Origin of the sequence: Clostridium sp. AM28-20LB (genome assembly GCF_003480665.1) — a bacterium.
GTDB classification, from domain to species: Bacteria; Bacillota; Clostridia; order Lachnospirales; family Lachnospiraceae; genus Otoolea; species Otoolea fessa.
Genome location: NZ_QUJN01000003.1, coordinates 193420 through 209176, shown reverse-complemented (window position 1 = coordinate 209176; position 15757 = coordinate 193420). Strand labels below are relative to the sequence as shown.

General features: G+C 48.4%; 17 protein-coding genes. 1 reads left to right on the top strand and 16 read right to left on the bottom strand.

All coding sequences use genetic code 11. The features are described from left to right. Nucleotides 1-16: 16 nt before the first annotated feature. From mobC to DW739_RS08515, 9 genes are all read right to left on the bottom strand, one after another. The gene (gene mobC, locus DW739_RS08555; protein ID WP_117552652.1) at nucleotides 17-361 is read right to left on the bottom strand and encodes a plasmid mobilization relaxosome protein MobC; all 345 of its coding nucleotides are present in this window, start codon (nucleotides 359-361) and stop codon (nucleotides 17-19) included. Beyond that, nucleotides 358-1056 (bottom strand): hypothetical protein, encoded by a 699-nt coding sequence (locus DW739_RS08550; RefSeq protein WP_117552651.1) that lies wholly within the window; start codon nucleotides 1054-1056, stop codon nucleotides 358-360. Before DW739_RS08550 ends, mobC begins: the two co-directional genes overlap by 4 nt. Next, nucleotides 1056-1976, bottom strand: a complete 921-nt coding sequence (locus DW739_RS08545; RefSeq protein WP_117552650.1) for a DUF4316 domain-containing protein — start codon at nucleotides 1974-1976, stop codon at nucleotides 1056-1058. Before DW739_RS08545 ends, DW739_RS08550 begins: the two co-directional genes overlap by 1 nt. Nucleotides 1977-1989: 13 nt before the next feature. After that, a complete protein-coding gene (locus tag DW739_RS08540; RefSeq protein ID WP_118742911.1) occupies nucleotides 1990-2622 on the bottom strand; it encodes a hypothetical protein in 633 nt (210 codons plus the stop codon). A gap of 153 nt (nucleotides 2623-2775) precedes the next feature. Continuing rightward, nucleotides 2776-3144 (bottom strand): cysteine-rich VLP protein, encoded by a 369-nt coding sequence (locus tag DW739_RS08535; protein ID WP_055156923.1) that lies wholly within the window; start codon nucleotides 3142-3144, stop codon nucleotides 2776-2778. Nucleotides 3145-3149: 5 nt separating this feature from the next. Beyond that, nucleotides 3150-3533 carry a hypothetical protein gene (locus DW739_RS08530; protein WP_025580944.1) on the bottom strand — a complete coding sequence of 128 codons (384 nt, stop codon included), beginning with the start codon at nucleotides 3531-3533 and terminating at the stop codon, nucleotides 3150-3152. Further along, the gene (locus tag DW739_RS08525; protein ID WP_055156921.1) at nucleotides 3530-5638 is read right to left on the bottom strand and encodes a DNA topoisomerase 3; all 2109 of its coding nucleotides are present in this window, start codon (nucleotides 5636-5638) and stop codon (nucleotides 3530-3532) included. Before DW739_RS08525 ends, DW739_RS08530 begins: the two co-directional genes overlap by 4 nt. 3 nt (nucleotides 5639-5641) lie before the next feature. After that, nucleotides 5642-5767, bottom strand: a complete 126-nt coding sequence (locus tag DW739_RS08520; protein ID WP_081017347.1) for a DUF3789 domain-containing protein — start codon at nucleotides 5765-5767, stop codon at nucleotides 5642-5644. A gap of 65 nt (nucleotides 5768-5832) precedes the next feature. Next, nucleotides 5833-6342 carry an SLOG family protein gene (locus DW739_RS08515; protein WP_055158503.1) on the bottom strand — a complete coding sequence of 170 codons (510 nt, stop codon included), beginning with the start codon at nucleotides 6340-6342 and terminating at the stop codon, nucleotides 5833-5835. A gap of 149 nt (nucleotides 6343-6491) precedes the next feature. Here DW739_RS08515 and DW739_RS08510 point away from each other — a divergent pair, with 149 nt between their 5' ends. Then, complete coding sequence (locus tag DW739_RS08510; RefSeq protein WP_005361112.1) at nucleotides 6492-6806, top strand: helix-turn-helix transcriptional regulator; 315 nt, start codon at nucleotides 6492-6494, stop codon at nucleotides 6804-6806. 119 nt (nucleotides 6807-6925) lie between these two features. On the opposite strand, the gene DW739_RS08505 is transcribed toward DW739_RS08510, so the two are convergent. The 7 genes from DW739_RS08505 to srtB form a co-directional block, all read right to left on the bottom strand. Continuing rightward, the gene (locus DW739_RS08505) at nucleotides 6926-7339 is read right to left on the bottom strand and encodes a deoxyuridine 5'-triphosphate nucleotidohydrolase (protein ID WP_005361111.1); all 414 of its coding nucleotides are present in this window, start codon (nucleotides 7337-7339) and stop codon (nucleotides 6926-6928) included. Further along, entirely contained in the window at nucleotides 7336-8103 is a 768-nt protein-coding gene (locus DW739_RS08500) for an FAD-dependent thymidylate synthase (RefSeq protein ID WP_199596375.1), read from the bottom strand. Before DW739_RS08500 ends, DW739_RS08505 begins: the two co-directional genes overlap by 4 nt. Next, nucleotides 8099-8440: a hypothetical protein gene (locus DW739_RS08495; RefSeq protein WP_223385985.1), complete on the bottom strand. Its 342-nt coding sequence runs from the start codon at nucleotides 8438-8440 to the stop codon at nucleotides 8099-8101. The genes DW739_RS08500 and DW739_RS08495 overlap by 5 nt, the downstream gene beginning before the upstream one ends. Before the next feature lie 59 nt (nucleotides 8441-8499). Next, entirely contained in the window at nucleotides 8500-9498 is a 999-nt protein-coding gene (locus DW739_RS08490; protein ID WP_064785857.1) for a nucleotidyl transferase AbiEii/AbiGii toxin family protein, read from the bottom strand. After that, nucleotides 9495-10112, bottom strand: coding sequence for a DUF6088 family protein (locus tag DW739_RS08485; RefSeq protein WP_055158509.1), 618 nt, complete (start codon nucleotides 10110-10112; stop codon nucleotides 9495-9497). The genes DW739_RS08490 and DW739_RS08485 overlap by 4 nt, the downstream gene beginning before the upstream one ends. A gap of 181 nt (nucleotides 10113-10293) precedes the next feature. Then, complete coding sequence (locus DW739_RS08480; RefSeq protein ID WP_015542949.1) at nucleotides 10294-10776, bottom strand: hypothetical protein; 483 nt, start codon at nucleotides 10774-10776, stop codon at nucleotides 10294-10296. Between the two features lie 62 nt (nucleotides 10777-10838). After that, complete coding sequence (srtB, locus tag DW739_RS08475) at nucleotides 10839-15749, bottom strand: class B sortase (protein WP_117552648.1); 4911 nt, start codon at nucleotides 15747-15749, stop codon at nucleotides 10839-10841. Between the last annotated feature and the right edge of the window lie 8 nt (nucleotides 15750-15757).

Below are 15757 nucleotides of genomic sequence, written 5' to 3'. Positions count from 1 at the left end.
ACGGCTTTCCGGTTGTTTATGAAATGTTTGCAAATCCCCGGATTAGTTTATCCATGCCATCCCAAAGGCTGTCCAGACGGGTGCGGATGTCCTCTATATCTGCGGCATAAATACTGCCGGTCTCATTGGCCCGTCTGGTATATTGGTTTAAGTTATTGGAACAAATGCGGAGAAGTCGGATCATTTCTTGAATGTCTCCCATATCAAGGTGAATGATGTAACCGTCTACGGCCATCTTTCGCAGATATGCCGACAGGTTGGTAATGCCAAGTTCCGCCATGCGTTCTTTTACCAGTTCGGCCTCCGCTTCGGACATGACAAATTCGACGCGGACGGATTTTTTGTTATGCCTGCCCTTCATCGTTCCAACCCTCTTTTATGAGATGAGACCTCCTGTGTTGAAACCACCGTCTTTGCTCTTTTGAGTTTTTCCCGCAGGGTGGTCTTTTCCAGCTTATCAAGATATTCCTCCAGATTTCCGGCTGTCGCATGATAGCTGCGTTTGAAGCGTTCCCGTTTTAGGATCATCATCAGCTCCGGCTCATTTTCCGGCAGATAAGTCATTGTTTTAGGGACTCCATGCTCTGGCATAAGCCGGTTCATAAGCTGTCTCCGTTCCTGATAGGGAATCGTGATAACATTTCCATCCTCAAATGCAACGGCTACATTTCCGATTGGACAGGTCAGCTTTTTCATCCGTTCCACATGTTCTCTATAATTTAGCGGATAGAGATCGCCAAATATTTTTCCGTCCCTGACTTCTTTCGAAGAGATGGCATAAGCCAAAACTGGATCATTTGTCTGTTCATGGTAAAACCGCCACACTTTATTTTCATGGCTTCCATCCAGATAAACTTCCCGTTCGCGCAGGGTATAGGTTCCGCAGGAGCGTGACATCCAAAGAAGCTGTTTATCCTCTGAACGTTCTGACACAGCCAGTTTTGAGATTAGTTCTTTATCCAGGTCAAAGTCCTCTTTATAATGTTGGGTATGAAGATCTACGATACGGGAAAGAGCACCCAGAAGATCTACATCCTCAAATCTTACCTCGGCCATCAGCGTTCCCTTTCCGGCACAGGAGGGATCATCTGCCTTGCTTCATGCTCCGGTTTGTCTGCTTTCAAACGGTCCATCAAAGACGGCTTTGCTTCCGGCACCAGCTCCCGGATTTCTTCATCCGTCTGTCCGTCTGTCAGATCCGGGCGCACAGGAGGTTCGTTGTTCAGCCTGCCATCCAGCATATTGTAGTTGCCGGTCTGACCTTCCTCATAAAGTTCCGCATTGCGCAGATAACTCTCCGGCGCCTGAAATGGCTGTCCGGCAAACAGAATTTCTCTTTGGGTGGTAAACTGTGCAAGGACCCCATTTTGCAGTCTTGCAAATTCTTCATACTGGCGCAGGGTAAGCCCTCGTTCCAGCATTTCCGCCTGGGTATGCGCCCAGCCTTCTCCATAGAGAAAATAGTACATGTCGGGCTGATCACAGACAAAACACAGGGAACCGTCCTGATTGTCATAGTAAGATGGCTGCATATTCTGGTAATGGCAGCGTTCCTCACGCCCCAAATACACACGGTTGTCCGCACCCAGCATAGCGACCATACCCGCGTAATTACTATGGACCGCAGAGCGGATTTCTACCAGCGGATCTGTTTGAGAAGGAATCTGTCTGCCCGGAATCTCATTTTGTTTTTCCGCTGCATCATTTCTTGGTATCACTTCTTCATGGCTGCGTGCATCCAGCTCCGATTGAGATGTTCCTTTCCGAACAGCACCGGGCTCCGGTTCTTTTTCTTTCACATAGTATCGGACATTTGCTGTCGTATGTTCGTTGGCTTCCTTTGCATAGTTTTCAGCAGCAGCTTTGGTATCAAACTCCAACGGTTTTCCATTTTCCTTGCACCAGCTTTGTGCCGGTCCGAAAATAGAAGTGCTGCTTCGTACTGCCCATACACCATAGGTCCGTTTCCTTTCCATTTCGCATCCCTCCTTATCGTTCCTGCTGTTTGGAAGTTTGTTGCTTTTTTACTGGGTCTGCCGGTTTTGTTGCCTTTAGCTGCTGACGGAGAGAATTCTTATGCTCCGGTTCGGAATCTGTGATGTTGACATATTCGCCAATGATACAGAGCGCTTCTCCATAACTGCCGGAAACAAATACCCGATCAGACATTTCTTTTGCCTGTTCTTTCAAACCATGCTCCCGCAAAGTACGGGAAGCAATACCCAGCAGATTAAAAATGTTCCCATCTGCTCCGATCAGCGGACAATCCGGTTTATCTGCCAACGCTTCCGGTGTTTCTATAAATCCGCCTAAATAATTCGGCACAAAGTCCGACAGCCATGTGCCGCCATAGACTTCATGGGTCTGTAAACGCCACAGGGCAAGTTTTCCTATATCCAGTTTCACATCATCAAACGGGTAAAGCAGACAGGTCAGTTCGCCGTGCTGAAAAGCAGCCACATTCTCAAACTGACAGCCATCTTTCAATATGCCTGCTTTTGTCAGCATTTCATTGATCCCGTCCACCCACTCTGTCAGATCCCAGCCACAGCCCTGTAAAATCAGTCCTTCCTTATCCGGCATGCGGCGAAGGTCCTCCGCGGTAATCGTGTTGATATTCAAAAAATCGCCTCCTATCGTTTTTGTTAAAATATATGTTTTGTCTGCAACTTAACCTCATTTCAAAGCACCGGAGTATTCTTATACAGCTCCCTTGAAAACAGGTGCAAAAAGCCCTTGAAAATCAAGGACTTTTAAGGCTAAGTTGCGGACATATCATGGTTGGTTTTGCCGCTTCCGGCGTTTGCGTTCCCGCTCGGATTTCCGTCTTGCATAGACCCGGCAGGCAGCGGAACAATATGCCTGGCTGGTTGTAGGAAGATATGCCTTTCCACACACAGGGCATATTTTCTGTCTCATGGAGGTGTCCTCGCCGGTAATGGCTGATTCCAGTGCTGCATCCACCGGCAGCACCGCTTTTTCAAAGTACCTGCAATAAGCACCGGTCCACCATTTATTCAGCATGTAACAAGGGCTGTCCAGAGGAAGGCAGATCTTATCCTGGGAGTCATAGTTGGCGCAAAGCTCCGTAACCAGCTTTCGGATCGTAGCCCGCTCCGAGCGGTTCAATTCTCTCTCCGCCATAACGCCTACCTTTCCGGGGCTCTGCTTTGCCGACCGCTGGAAATTTCGGTTGTATCAGTAACATTCCTGGGCTGTGAAAGGGCATCGGCGATAGAGTTCCGCTTTTTCTGTTTTGGTTCATGGTAAATAAAAAGTTCATTTTTTCCTGGTACATACAACAATCCATTTTCTTCGCAGCGGAAAATATCACATTCTTTGTCTGTTGAAACGGTATAAAAGTCTTTGTAATCATAAGGTGCTTTTTGCCGATCCTGATAGGTACACAGCCCTAAGTTGGGGTCACTTGCCAGCCGTTTCGATATGGCGAAAAAGTCGCCTTCTTTTTTGTGAAATTTTCGTATGGGCGTGAAGTGATAACCGCCATATTCAAAGGTTTTTCGATCGCTCATTTACGCCTGCCTTTCTTTACTGGAAATTCCAGCTTGAAATTCACATATTTACCGCCGGTATCATCCAGAATCACTTCCGCATCATAGGTCCTTCCTGTTTTTTCACTGTAAAGCCCGGACATAGAAATGCGGCCCTCTTTCAAAAGAGCCGCTGCCACAGACTTTGTGATAGATTTTTTCTTGCTGGAAAAGAAACGGTTATCTTTCCAAAGAGCAAAAGAACATTCCCTGTTGCCGCAGAAAAAACCTTTCTTTCCTTCAAATACCGGGGCACCGCAGCGGGGACATACCCCCACGGCTTCGTGTGCAGTTCCTTTGGAAGAAGGAAACAGATCCGCAAAACGTTCTTCCGGGGTAGTATGTTCTTTTACCAGCGTCCGGCTCATATCTGCAATCTGATCCATAAAAGATGTTGCCGACAGTTCGCCATGTTCCACTTGTTTCAGCATGGATTCCCATTCTGCAGTTAAGATGGGAGATTTGATATTGTCCGGCAGGACTGCGATCAGGTTCTTTCCTTTTTCCGTAGGAATGAGCTGCTTTTTCTTTCGCTGTACAAATCCGGCAGAAACCAGCTTTTCCAGTGTTGCCGCACGGGTAGCCGGAGTACCCAATCCTTTACGCTCGGCATCTTCCGGCATATCTTCCGCACCGGCAGTCTCCATAGCGGACAGCAGTGTGTCCTCCGTATAGTGTTTCGGCGGTGAAGTTTTCCCTTCACGGAGACTTGCTGATACAGCTTCAAAAGTCTGTCCTTCCTGCAGCACAGGGAGAGCGACAGCTTCATTTTCTTTGTGTTCCGTTTCACTCTGCCTGATACTCATACGGTGAATCCGTTCCACCTCTTTCCAGCCGGACTGTAAAATAGTCTTTCCTTTTGCCGTAAAAGTATATCCCTGGCAGTCCAATATAGCGGTGACCGCTTCAAATCGGTGTACCTGCGTTGTGGCACAAAGCAGTCTGACGGCAAGCAGGGTAAGCACATCCCGCTCCCCGGAAGGAAGCTCTGACAGGTCTGTCCGTGCGATTTCCACAGTTGGGATAATGGCATGGTGGTCAGTCACTTTGCTGTCATCTGTTACCCGGTCAATGTCCGGCTCTCCGGCGTAGCCTTTTCCAAAGGTCATATTGTCACGCAGCCACAGGATCAGGGAAGCGGCGGTTGCCTGCATGTCCTTCGTCAAATACTGGCTGTCCGTTCTCGGATAGGTTGCCAGCTTCTTTTCATAGAGAGATTGCACATAATCAAGGGTCTGTTGAGCCGTATAGCCATAAATACGGTTACATTCCCTTTGCAGAGTTGTAAGGTCATAAAGGCGGGGAGGCTGTATAGTTTTTACCTGCTTTTCCACAGAACGCACAAAAGCGGAGTTGTGGTCACAGTCCATACGGATTTTTTCAGCCTCGGATCGTTCCGTCATTTTTTCGCCGGAAGCAGTAAAACCTCCGCAGGTGATTTCCGGCACATAAAAAGGCTTACTGATGAAGGATTCAATATCCGACTCACGCTGTACCAAAAGTGCCAGTGTCGGTGACATAACACGGCCGACATTTAGGGTGACACCATACAGGACAGAAAAAAGCCGGGTGGCATTGATCCCGATCAGCCAGTCGGCTCCTGCCCGGCAGACCGCCGCATCATAGAGCTTATCGTAATCACTGCCGGGGTGGAGATGGTCAAAGCCCTCACGGATCGCCGCATCCTCCATACTGGAAATCCAAAGGCGCTCCATAGGCTTTTTACATCCGGCATATTCATAGACCAGACGGAAGATCAGTTCTCCTTCTCGTCCGGCATCCGTAGCGCATACCACGGAATCCACCCGTTTGTCCTTCATCAATCGGCACAAAAGGGCAAGCTGCGTTTTCTTATCCTTTGGCACTTCATATTTCCAGTTTTCCGGTAGGATCGGAAGATCCTCATACCGCCATTTGGCGTACTGTTCTTTGTAAGCCTCCGGCTGTGCCAGTTCCAAAAGATGTCCCACGCACCAGCTCACCAGATAGCCGGAACCTTCGAGATAACCGTCTTTTCTTTCCGTTGCGCCTAATACTGCTGCCAGTGACATAGCAACAGAGGGCTTTTCTGCAATCACAAGTTTCAATTTTTATTCCTCCTTCATAGTTTCAAATTCTTTATCCGCAAGTTTTCCGGTTTGCATAAGACACATCAACATAACGCCGGAAGCCATTCCTCCGGCAAAGGTAAGGAAATGTGAAATCAGGTTCCACATAAGCATTCCTCCTAAAAATGGGTAAAGAAAAACGCCCACTTCAAAGTGAGCGCATCAACAGGTATCTATTTTGTTTTTGGTTTCAAGTGATCCGGCAGGACGATCTCTCCAACCGGGATTTCCCGCAGTTCCTTTTTCATCCGATGGGTGAAGCGGATCGTCTTTGCCGTACCGCCGGTTTCCCGTCCGTCATATACAGCGATCACTCGGTCGGAGTGCTCCACCATATAGCGGTTTCTGTGGGAGTAGACGCTTGGGAGATATTTTTCCTGTATGACAACAACATCCGCACAAGCCTCCAGCAGTTCACGGGTTCTTGTTTTCTTATTCAGGCTGTCCAGACGTTTGCGGTAAGGGATCACTGCGATCAGCTCCAGCGCCGGATTAGTCTGCTTTCTTTCCAACACCAGCTCTGCAAAATACTGATCCACGCCATCTGCAAAGCCACTCATAAAACAGGTAAATCCATCTGTAACGGCAGCATCGATCTCATGTTCCAAAGCGGCTTTTATTTTGTTGATCTCATTCTGCGGCAAATCCCTGTGTCCGGTAACACAGCAAGTCTTTCCTTTCATCGGTCATCCCTCCATCTGATAGGTAAAATTCTTCACTTTTCATATAGTAATAGATTTAATTTAGCAAGTCAACGATAATACCCTTTTTCCTTTTGCGGATAATAAAGGGGCGTGAGGTACAATCTATTACAGAATGGGAGGTGAAGGCGATGTATGAAGATTTTGTCCCGGAACGATTAGCGAAGCTGCGGACACAAAAAGGAGTTTCCGCACGCGATATGTCTTTATCGTTAGGTCAGGCAAACAACTACATCAATAATATTGAGAATAAAAAGTCACTTCCCGCTATGCAGTCTTTTTTCTACATCTGCGAATATCTGGGTGTGACACCGCAGGAATTCTTTGATGAAGGAAATACCTACCCGGAAACCTTAAAGGAATTCATTGCAGAGGCAAGACAGCTTGATCCTCAATCCATGCAATATATCCTCGGTATTATGAAAGAACTCAATAGCAGAAAGTAAGCGGTCACGGTAATGGCCGCTTTTTTCGTGACTTTCTTTATTATATTTTATAATGTTCTCGAAATGTCCGCTCCCTATACCGATAAGTATTCAAAAACTGTTCTCCAAACAGCCTTTTTCTATTCGCCGGTACTGCCAAAGCTGCCGGTTCCTCGTTCTGTTCCCAGATCGGTTACAAAATCCGCAATGACGATCGGCGTGATCACAAGCTGCCCGATACGGGCTCCCTTAAAAAGAGACTGCGCCTGATTGCTTACATTGCTGATGATCGCATGGATCTCTCCACGGTAGCCGGAATCCACAGGCGGCAGTTCACAGACCAGACCTTTTACCGCCATGCTGGTACGGGGAAAGATATATCCCGCATATCCATCCGGTATTTCCAGTCCAAAACCCAAAGGAATTTTGGCGATTTCTCCGGGCTGTAAGGTACAGTCATAGGGCAGATAAACATCCGCTCCGGCATCATTGCCATGCGGACGGTAAGGACGCTGGTGCTCCGGTACGCCAAAGTCGATCAGTTTTATTTTCATCGGCAGTCTCCTTCCCAAAGAGCAGGATAATCTTTTTCCAAAATATCCTCTGGCGTCATATTTGCCTGCAGTTTTCGTCCGCAGGTCATTTTCCCTTCCAGACATCGATCCATCTGACAAAAAGGCCCGGTCAGTGATGGGGCAAACAAAGTAGGGCTTAGTTCATAAAGTTCTTTCCAGACCTTTAGCAGCACGATCCTTGTTTCATCTGTATTTCTCCGGCATACCCGCTGGCTGATGATATGTTTCCACTGATAAGGGGTGGCGCTGATGAGCAGTACATTCCGCAATCCCTGGGGCGTGGCATAGCCGGCCGCATCGTGCCCGCTTCCGGCAGTGCACAGGGCTTCATAACATTTCATGCTTTCATTACAGCTTTTTAAGTACAGTTCCCGTACCACTGCCGGAGCCGTCATAATAGAATACGGGACAGCGAAATCCGCCTGTCCCGTATAGTTGCTGTACTGCAGCGATGCACTCATAAATTTTACTTCGTTCTGGTGGCGGGTGATCTGCGCCAGAAAACGCCTGCTGGCGCCGACAATGGCTACCGTGATCACCGCAAATTTCTGGATGGTAGGATGGGGAAGCGCCCCCATAGCTGCTACTGTCTGAACGCTGAATGATTTTTCGTAGAGCTCCATCAGGTCGTCCATTGAGGCAATCTTATGTCCCTGCTGGGTAAGCCTTGCCGCAAAGACCATGTTTTTTTCTGCTTCCGCTACCGCCTGGCAGTTCAAAATTTTTACTTCAATCTGTTTAATTGGTATGTCCCTCCTTTACAATCGCTTTCAGTAAGAACAGATAGTTAAGACTGTCTGTGATCTTTTCGTCCCATGTGTCCATCGGATAAACCACTTCTTCGGCAAAGCACATATCGTATAGAGAAACAATATGCTTTGCCAGCATACCGGCAAGGGCACGCTGGGGCGTTGTGTGCTGTAAAGCTGCCGCTGCCTTAAATGCACCCAGCCGGTCCGGGTCATCCCCGGTGTATTCTTTGGTTTTCCGTTTCAAGGTATCAGCACAGAGCCGCACCTGTTCGTCAAAAACGGCATTGACTTCATTTTGCGTAATATAGCATCCCTCCTTTGAAAACAAGAAACCGGCTATTCTAAAGCATCTTAGAATAGCCGGCAAATAAATGGATATGTAATTGTTTATAGTGTATTGATCTCTTTTTCCAGTTCCTGGACCGCTGCTATGACTGTCTCAAATGTCGGAACATCCCCATACAACATATCCTGCATAGAGTTATAGTCCGCTTCCAATGCTGCAAACCGATATTCCGGCGGGAGTAATTTTAATGTGCCCGGCACAGCCTCCGGGTACTTCGCCCATGATCTGGGATAGAATTTCATTTTGAAATCTACAACTTTCTTCAGGAGGTCAAGCCTGGAAAAAGCAGCTTCTTTAACCGGTGTTGCAGCCATGCGGTAGAGATCATAATAATGTCTGGAATACCGCTGCGGCATTTCCAAATGTTCCGGTCTGTTCGCTTCATGGTGCAGGATTGTGGCTTTTTCCCAGAAGGTCCGTTCCGGGGCAACGGTAAGGATTGCGGTTTCTTTTTGCTCAAAAATCTTCGGATAATATTTTGCCGCGTATGGTTCGATCAGCGCTGTTTTTGCAGGAGTCCACGCTGCCAGCGCACCAATCTCTAAACGGATCACCTGTAAAGTCGCCGTATTCGTAAAAAGGTGCGGATAGGCGAAAATGACCGTCTGTTTATCCTTTTCATCTATGTAGACATTTGCTTCACAACCGATTTCCTGGGATAAGCCGGCTTTGACTGCCGGGCAGAATGTTTCGGACAGAAATACCTCTGCACGCACATTGGCTTCTTTGTTAAAAGCATCCTGTTTTGTATTGGAACGTTTCTCCCATGGTTCATCTTTGCCATATCCCAATACACGCCAGTCCAGAATCAAATCAATATCTTCTGAAAACCGGCTGATCAGGTGAAAGGCTTTTGAAAGGCTGGTACCACCCTTAAAGGTGATGGACTCTTTCCATGGTGAGCGGTGAAATAAATAATCCAGCGTAAAACATACCCAAAAGTCTTTTTCCACGATGGCATCATTCAGCCCCATTTTATCTGCTGTATTTCTGAACAGCTCCCTGCGGTCGTTATCTGAAAGTCTTGCTATATTTCTCATTGTACCTTTTCACCTCCACAAATCTGCCGTATCGTATCGTAAACCCAATCCGTAGACTCGGTTGCTTCCTTCAAACAAGCCTGTTTATCCTTGTCTGTCAGTTTTTCGGAAAGCATCTGTATGACTTCTGGCGTAACATTCGATCTGCCAAGCGTTTTTAATGCCTGTATAACCAAACTTGTCATATAGGACAATCCGGTAATCTCCTTATTGGTCCGGTGCTTAAATTCCAGCTTTGTAGAGTTCCACTCGTAGGTCTTATATGGACCATCGCTGATATAGGACCATACTGCTGTTACCTGTGTTGAAAGACCTAACAGGTTCAATGCTGTATTCCCACATGGGGCAATCGTCCAGTGATAACTTCGTGCCAATGCGTTCGCCACCGCTTCCGGGTCTGCCGCCACATATTCATCCAGAAGTTTGCTATATTTTGGTTTTTCATAAACTCCTTTCAAAATACGGCGCAATGTTCCTGATTGCACTAAACGGCTTAAACTTTGACGAATAGTGGATGTATCTGCAATATCCGCAAAATCAGACATCACAAAAACAGTTCCATCTTCAAGAGAAAGAACACGCTCTCGTATTCGTTTTGTATATCCGTTGTCCACAATACCGCCTCCCTTCATGTCACGAATATTATATATTATTCGTGACATGATTGCAATAGGTCCTATTCCTCTTATTTTGAGTGTTCCCATTAAAAATCTGATTTATACATCAAAAATCAAAAATTTTGCAAGGCAGTACAGTTTTCATATATGTCACATATTTTATATATTATTCGTGACATCAGGCAGTTGGCAGGTAGATCCAGTCGTGCATCAGGCACACGCTGGGTTCATCCTCCCTGGGAACCAGACGGTAGGTACATTCCCCATAGACCGTGCGTTTGTCCTCGATCTCCATGCCATAGGCTTTATAAAAGCGGTATTCCAGATTGGAGATAATACAGCGCAGGGTTTGCAGAGCCTCCCTTTGAGCTGATACGATCAGGTCACGGTCAATGCTGCGCTTCAAAAACAGCAGCGATTTGTAAAGCTGTACCTCTGTGCGGTAAGGGCGGCAGTCTTTCGTTTCCAGCCATCCGCAAAAAGCGACCGGTCCGCTCTGGATCACACTGCGGTCCGGGTGATAATACTCATAGCAGTCCAGGTTTGCCGTATTCAGAAGATAGAGCATTTCCCGGACTTCATTTTCCGGCATGTCGTAAAACCGCAAAAGCGAGCGGTAAAGATGGACATAGCCGGGAATGGAAATCATGGTATTTACCATAAAATAAAATCCTCCTTGTAAACAGCAGGTGCGGGAGCTTTTGCCCCCGCACCGTCTAAAATCTATATTTCGTTATCTACTTTCACGAGTTTTCCCATGACAAGAAAGCGTCCTGTGCCGCCCGGCGTACAGGTAGAAAGGGTCAGTACCTTATCGCTGCAGGTCACAGTCACATCACTTTCCACCGCAGAACGTTCCTTCATAGCTGTAAGCCAGGTAGTATAAGCACCGTCATCCTTCCAGGAAAGCTGCCAGGGAGAAGTTTTACTGCCGGATTCTTCCGGTTTTGCTGCAAATGCCGTAAAGATCTCCATGACATAACCCCCCTTCGGAGTAACGAGATACATCTGCCTGTGAGTATCAAAGTAACTTTGTTCATCGTACCGGTTCAGCAAGGCAAACATGGAACCATCCCGCATATTATGACCGTAAATGATCGTATTGCGGTCTGAAAAATCTGCCCGGTTTTCATAGTCGGCAAACAGGCAGCCAACCTTGTTATAGGTCCCGTCATAAAGATGGTTCAGGTAATACTCGTTGTTGTCGGTCTGCGTCACCGGATAATTGAGCACCGTATCAGGAAGAGAAAGCCATCCGATGATGTCCGGTCCATTTTCACGGAGCGTTTCAAAGTCTACCGAAGGCAGGACAATATCGGTATCGTCCCGTTTTGGTTCTGTCGGATCGGGTGCCGACTCCGGGGAAGCTGTCTGCTCCGGCACTTCCACATATCCGGCAAGATCTCGATAGGCATCTTTACTCTCAGCATACTGGTTCAAGTCACGGAACACCAAAAAACCGCTGCCAAGAGCCACCAGAACGCAGAGTGAAAGGACAGAAACCCCGACAGCCGTTCTTTTCAGGGAAGTCCTGCTGTATTTTCCCTTTTTGAAATAATACACAGCAAATACGCTGCCGCCGATCAGTGCGGCTGCCAGCAGTCCGCCATACAGGAAAATATACGGATCATCCCCGGTCTGCGGTACCGGCTTTTGAGGGGTGGAAGGATTGGAGGGAACAGAAGGCTTTTCCGGGTTCTTTGGGTTATCCGGCTTTTCCGGTTTTTCATTAAAGAACTGGACCGTAGATGTCTGATCTGCCTTGATCTCCACCGTAGCGGCATCAGGAATGATGTAATCCTTGCTTGCCCGGTTTGCAACTTCTGTTACGGTATAAATACCGACACGAAGGCCCTTAACTTCAATCACGCCGGATTTTGGAGTGGTGAATGTCTCGCAGTAGGAGCCGTCCGCACTCTTAACCTCGATGGCAAAACCATCTTTGCGCCCGTCGCTGGAATCCTTTGTGATCTTTAAGTTGCCGCGGTAAGCCTCATTGGTAAATCCGTGCCCGGCTTCTCCATTTTCCACAACTGCGACCTGTCCATCTTCTGTGATGGAAAAATAGTAAGCGTTTGAGTCAGGCTGATAGCCCTCCGGCGCTTTGCTTTCTTTGATAAAGTAGCCGCCAGCCAGAAGGTTTTCCGCCGTATGATAGCCTGCATCGGTTTCTTTCAGCGTACCGATCTTTTGATCGTCAGGATCATATTCCTGGTTGGCGTTGGAATCCGCATACAGGTCGAACACTGCACCGGGCAGGAAGCGCAGGAAAGAATTCTTGTCTTTCTTATCCTCCTTTTCCACAGGGGACGGTTCCTCCACAGCTTCGGTTTTAGTTACCTGCACACTGCCGCGGATCAGGGTGTTTTCCACACGGATCTCGATATGCTGTCCGTCTGCACCGATATATACATGGTGCTGCTGCGGGCTTACCGTATAAAGGTCAGGGGCAGAGATCTCCTTGACGATCCAGGGTCCGTAAGGAATGTTCTCAAAGGAAAAACTGCCGTCTTTTCCGGTAATAGCAGTAAGCAGCGCATTTTCTTCAGTAAATTCTTCGGTATCAGGTCTAAACAGACCCATGAGCGCACCGGCAAGCGTGACATCCTCGCCGCCTTCCGGGTTTTCCCCGACTTTTACACCGTCTACACGCCCACGGAGAAGTTCATTGGAAACAGCCTCGCCTTCATTGACAAGGATCTGTACCAGGGCGGTTTCCTGACCAGCATACTCAAAGACAACCGGATATTCCTGATTCGAAAGGATATAGGCGCCGTTGGTTGTGCGTTCCTTGACATAATAGCTGCCAAAAGGCAGGTCGGAAGCGAAGGAAGCGCTGTAACCGCCGGATTCCTCAGACGAAACAGAGACCACTTCCAGAAGTCCACCTGCCGGGATTACGCTGCCATCTGCCGCCGTCAGGTCTGCGGAAGCATAAAGTCCAAAGGAAATATCCTTATATTCCTCGTTCATGCCAAGACCGAACAGGTCATCGGTCTCCATTGCCTTGAAAAGTGTGACATCCACTTTCTGGCGTTCGTCATAAAGACCGGCCGCTGTCTGTGTAACCTCTACGGTCTCACCCGCATAGGTCAGTTCCACATATTCCGGTTGAGGATTCAACACACAGCCGGAAGGCGCCTGACGTTCCTCCAGACGATAACGGCCAAGATAGAGAGACCCGCTTTTCGCTGTGCCGTCCTCGCCGGTCGTAAGTGTTTCCACAACCGTATCTTTTTCTGCCCGCAAGGTACCGTCACCGGTATAAATATCTTCATCTGCGATCACATCATAGACCGCTCCAGGAAGTCCGGCAACCTCATATACCGGTTGGTACAGTCCGTCGTTTTCCTGGACAGAAGCAAATACTTCTCCGGTCTTTGTGATGGTAAGCTGGCCTTTCTGCGGCATATTGTACTGAGTGACCGTCACAACCGCCTCGCTGCCGTCAATGGTAAACGGTACCGGCTGATCGGAAAGCACATAGCCATAAGGGGCAGCCACCTCATAAAGTTCATAATCCCCGGCGGCCAAAGGCTCCGGCAGCATCAGCCAGCCCTCGTCAGAAACATAGAAGGTATCCAGTGTTTCCGGGTTCGGATAGTAGACGGTCTGGGTGATAAATTCCCCGGTGGAAAGATCCTTGATCTGAAAACCGGTTCCGGTCACAGGGATAATCTTTCCGGTCTCTGCGTCACATTTTTCAACTTTCAGACGGGCTGTGATGGTGCGGTTGTTCAGGATATAGCTGTAAGTCTTTCCGTCAGAGGAAATGAATACCGTAAAGTCCGGGACAAAGGCTTTGCCTTCCTCGCCTGCGATCTGATGGACCGTATAATGTCCATAAGGAAGCGGTTTACTGGAAGCAAAACCATCCGCATCCGTGGTAAGAAGGTCACGTTCACTTTCCTTTGCCGCGTCATAGCTCCCGGCTGCCTTTAAGTAAACTTCAAAGACTGCGCCTGCTTCCGGGCGTTCGATGATACCAGCATTGGGATCGTCGGTATTTTCGCCCTCAGGCACATCCGGGTCCAGGTCATCGGTGTGCTTGACAAGCTGGATATTTCCGTAAATAACCGTTTCCGTCACCTGATTTTCTGTGGTATTGAGTTCCACTTCATACAGGGAAGGGGATGCACCCACTTCATAAATGGTTTCATTCAGAAGATACCCGGTGCTCGGTTCGATTTCCCGGATCGTCCAGCCATCCCCGCATACATAATAGCGGGTCATAAAGCTGCCATCCGGTCCGGTAGTATAAGTGTCGATCAGTTCGCCATCACGGAAGATCCCATAGGCCGCCCCTGCAAGCGTGGCATCCCCCTGAGCATTTCCGGTGTCAGCATCACTCTTTACCACATGGACGCGAAATTTCTTCAGAATATTGCTGAAATGTACCGAAGAAGTCTGCCCGCTTTCAATGGTCACGTACTGTGCGGAAGGGGTCACATAGCGGTCCACCGGAAGTTCTTTTACCAGATAGGTTCCCGGCAGGAGCTTCTTTTCAATCTGGCCGTTTTCTCCGGTCGTAACTTCCTCATTGACTTCATTTCCCAAAATGTCCGTACCGGAGATATGGAAGGTGATACCGGAAACAATGCCGTCCTCACTGGTCTTGACAAGTTTTGCGGTACCGTAAGTTTCCGTTTTGAATTTTACAAAGAAGGAAACCGGATCGCTGGCGCCGGTCATCATGGTCTGGTAGCCGGGTCTGCCCCAGATCAGCATGTCGTTTGCCACCGGGATATTCTTTCGGAATTCAAACAGCACCGGGTCCATCATCATCTGCCTGCTGGTAAAGGTGTATTCATTTCCGTTTCTTGTCACAGAAACGCCGCTGCCTTTCAAAGCCTCCAGATCGATCTTCAAGTTATTGGTATCTGTGACCGTCAGGGTATAGACCTTTTTTTCTACATCCCATTTCAGTTCCAGTTCCGGTGCTTCGCTTTTCTTAGAAGAAGTAAAGGAAGGTACTGTGGAATGGGAAGCGACCTGTGCAAGAATCCAGTCATAGGCTTTTTCTGCCGGTCGTCCGGCGATCACGCTGAAATACTGGTCGGCGTCTGCGTGGCCGTTTCCGTGGCGGTTGTACGGATCGCTTCTAAGTTGCTGCTGGTATTCCCAAAGGATGATCTGGGTTGCCATCTTATAGTCATCCTCGTTGATTCCGGAAACAGGGAGCGCCGCACCGGGTTTCCAGCCATAGATCGCAGTCAGGGTGATCCCCCTCCTTGCCTCGGCAGGAAGCAGGTTCAGGTATTGGCTGTTGGTCCCGCTTTCCGAAACATAGGTATTTTCCGAAGTATGGTAAGGAATCCCGCTCTCCACACAGTAAACCTGGTGGCTGATCCCGTCAGAATCCGTCAGCATATAGTGCCGGTAAGCATTGCCCCCGGAACTGGTGTGTACATCGATGGTTCCGTCTGCATGGTAGGCAAGATAGGTGTAAGGCGCCGGGGCACGGTAGTGGTTCCCATCAGAGCCCACATACTGGTCGCCCAGCCAGGAGCTTGCCGTCTGTCCGACAGACATGGCAAAAGCCTGAGCCGGAAGAAGCCCCAAAATGCTTGCCATACAAAGCAAAAACGCCAACAGCTTGCGAAAGCCGCGGCGTCTGGTTATGATATGTTCCATGAAAAAAT

Coding starts and splice junctions, on each gene's coding strand:
- mobC (WP_117552652.1), bottom strand. CDS start 361: ATGAAGGGCAGGCATAACAAAAAATCCGTCCGCGTCGAATTTGTCATG.
- DW739_RS08550 (WP_117552651.1), bottom strand. CDS start 1,056: ATGGCCGAGGTAAGATTTGAGGATGTAGATCTTCTGGGTGCTCTTTCC.
- DW739_RS08545 (WP_117552650.1), bottom strand. CDS start 1,976: ATGGAAAGGAAACGGACCTATGGTGTATGGGCAGTACGAAGCAGCACT.
- DW739_RS08535 (WP_055156923.1), bottom strand. CDS start 3,144: ATGGCGGAGAGAGAATTGAACCGCTCGGAGCGGGCTACGATCCGAAAG.
- DW739_RS08530 (WP_025580944.1), bottom strand. CDS start 3,533: ATGAGCGATCGAAAAACCTTTGAATATGGCGGTTATCACTTCACGCCC.
- DW739_RS08520 (WP_081017347.1), bottom strand. CDS start 5,767: ATGTGGAACCTGATTTCACATTTCCTTACCTTTGCCGGAGGAATGGCT.
- DW739_RS08515 (WP_055158503.1), bottom strand. CDS start 6,342: ATGAAAGGAAAGACTTGCTGTGTTACCGGACACAGGGATTTGCCGCAG.
- DW739_RS08510 (WP_005361112.1), top strand. CDS start 6,492: ATGTATGAAGATTTTGTCCCGGAACGATTAGCGAAGCTGCGGACACAA.
- DW739_RS08505 (WP_005361111.1), bottom strand. CDS start 7,339: ATGAAAATAAAACTGATCGACTTTGGCGTACCGGAGCACCAGCGTCCT.
- DW739_RS08490 (WP_064785857.1), bottom strand. CDS start 9,498: ATGAGAAATATAGCAAGACTTTCAGATAACGACCGCAGGGAGCTGTTC.
- DW739_RS08480 (WP_015542949.1), bottom strand. CDS start 10,776: ATGGTAAATACCATGATTTCCATTCCCGGCTATGTCCATCTTTACCGC.
- srtB (WP_117552648.1), bottom strand. CDS start 15,749: ATGGAACATATCATAACCAGACGCCGCGGCTTTCGCAAGCTGTTGGCG.